General features: G+C 63.0%; 1 pseudogene. It reads right to left on the bottom strand.

Features of this window, described 5'->3' with window-relative positions:
* Positions 1–208, bottom strand: a pseudogene (locus KJQ96_RS39945) (2-oxo-hepta-3-ene-1,7-dioic acid hydratase); the annotation flags it as partial.

Below are 208 nucleotides of genomic sequence, written 5' to 3'. Positions count from 1 at the left end.
CCGCTCGACCCGCGTATCCAGAATTTCCAGCGCCGGCACGACGAAGTCGGTGGCGTTGAGCACGTCGAACATCGTGCAGTCAGGTCCGGACAGCCGCGACTTCATCACGAAGGCGAGTTCGGCCTCGACGCGGGTGCCGATGAAACGATCGGAGGGCACAAGCCCGCCGTCGGCAAAGAACATGTCATCGAGCAGGATGCCGGAGTCA

It is taken from the genome of Bradyrhizobium sp. sGM-13 (assembly GCF_018398875.1).
GTDB lineage: Bacteria > Pseudomonadota > Alphaproteobacteria > Rhizobiales > Xanthobacteraceae > Bradyrhizobium.
The sequence above is the reverse complement of the archived record's forward strand: the minus strand, read 5'-3'. Positions and strand labels throughout refer to the sequence as shown.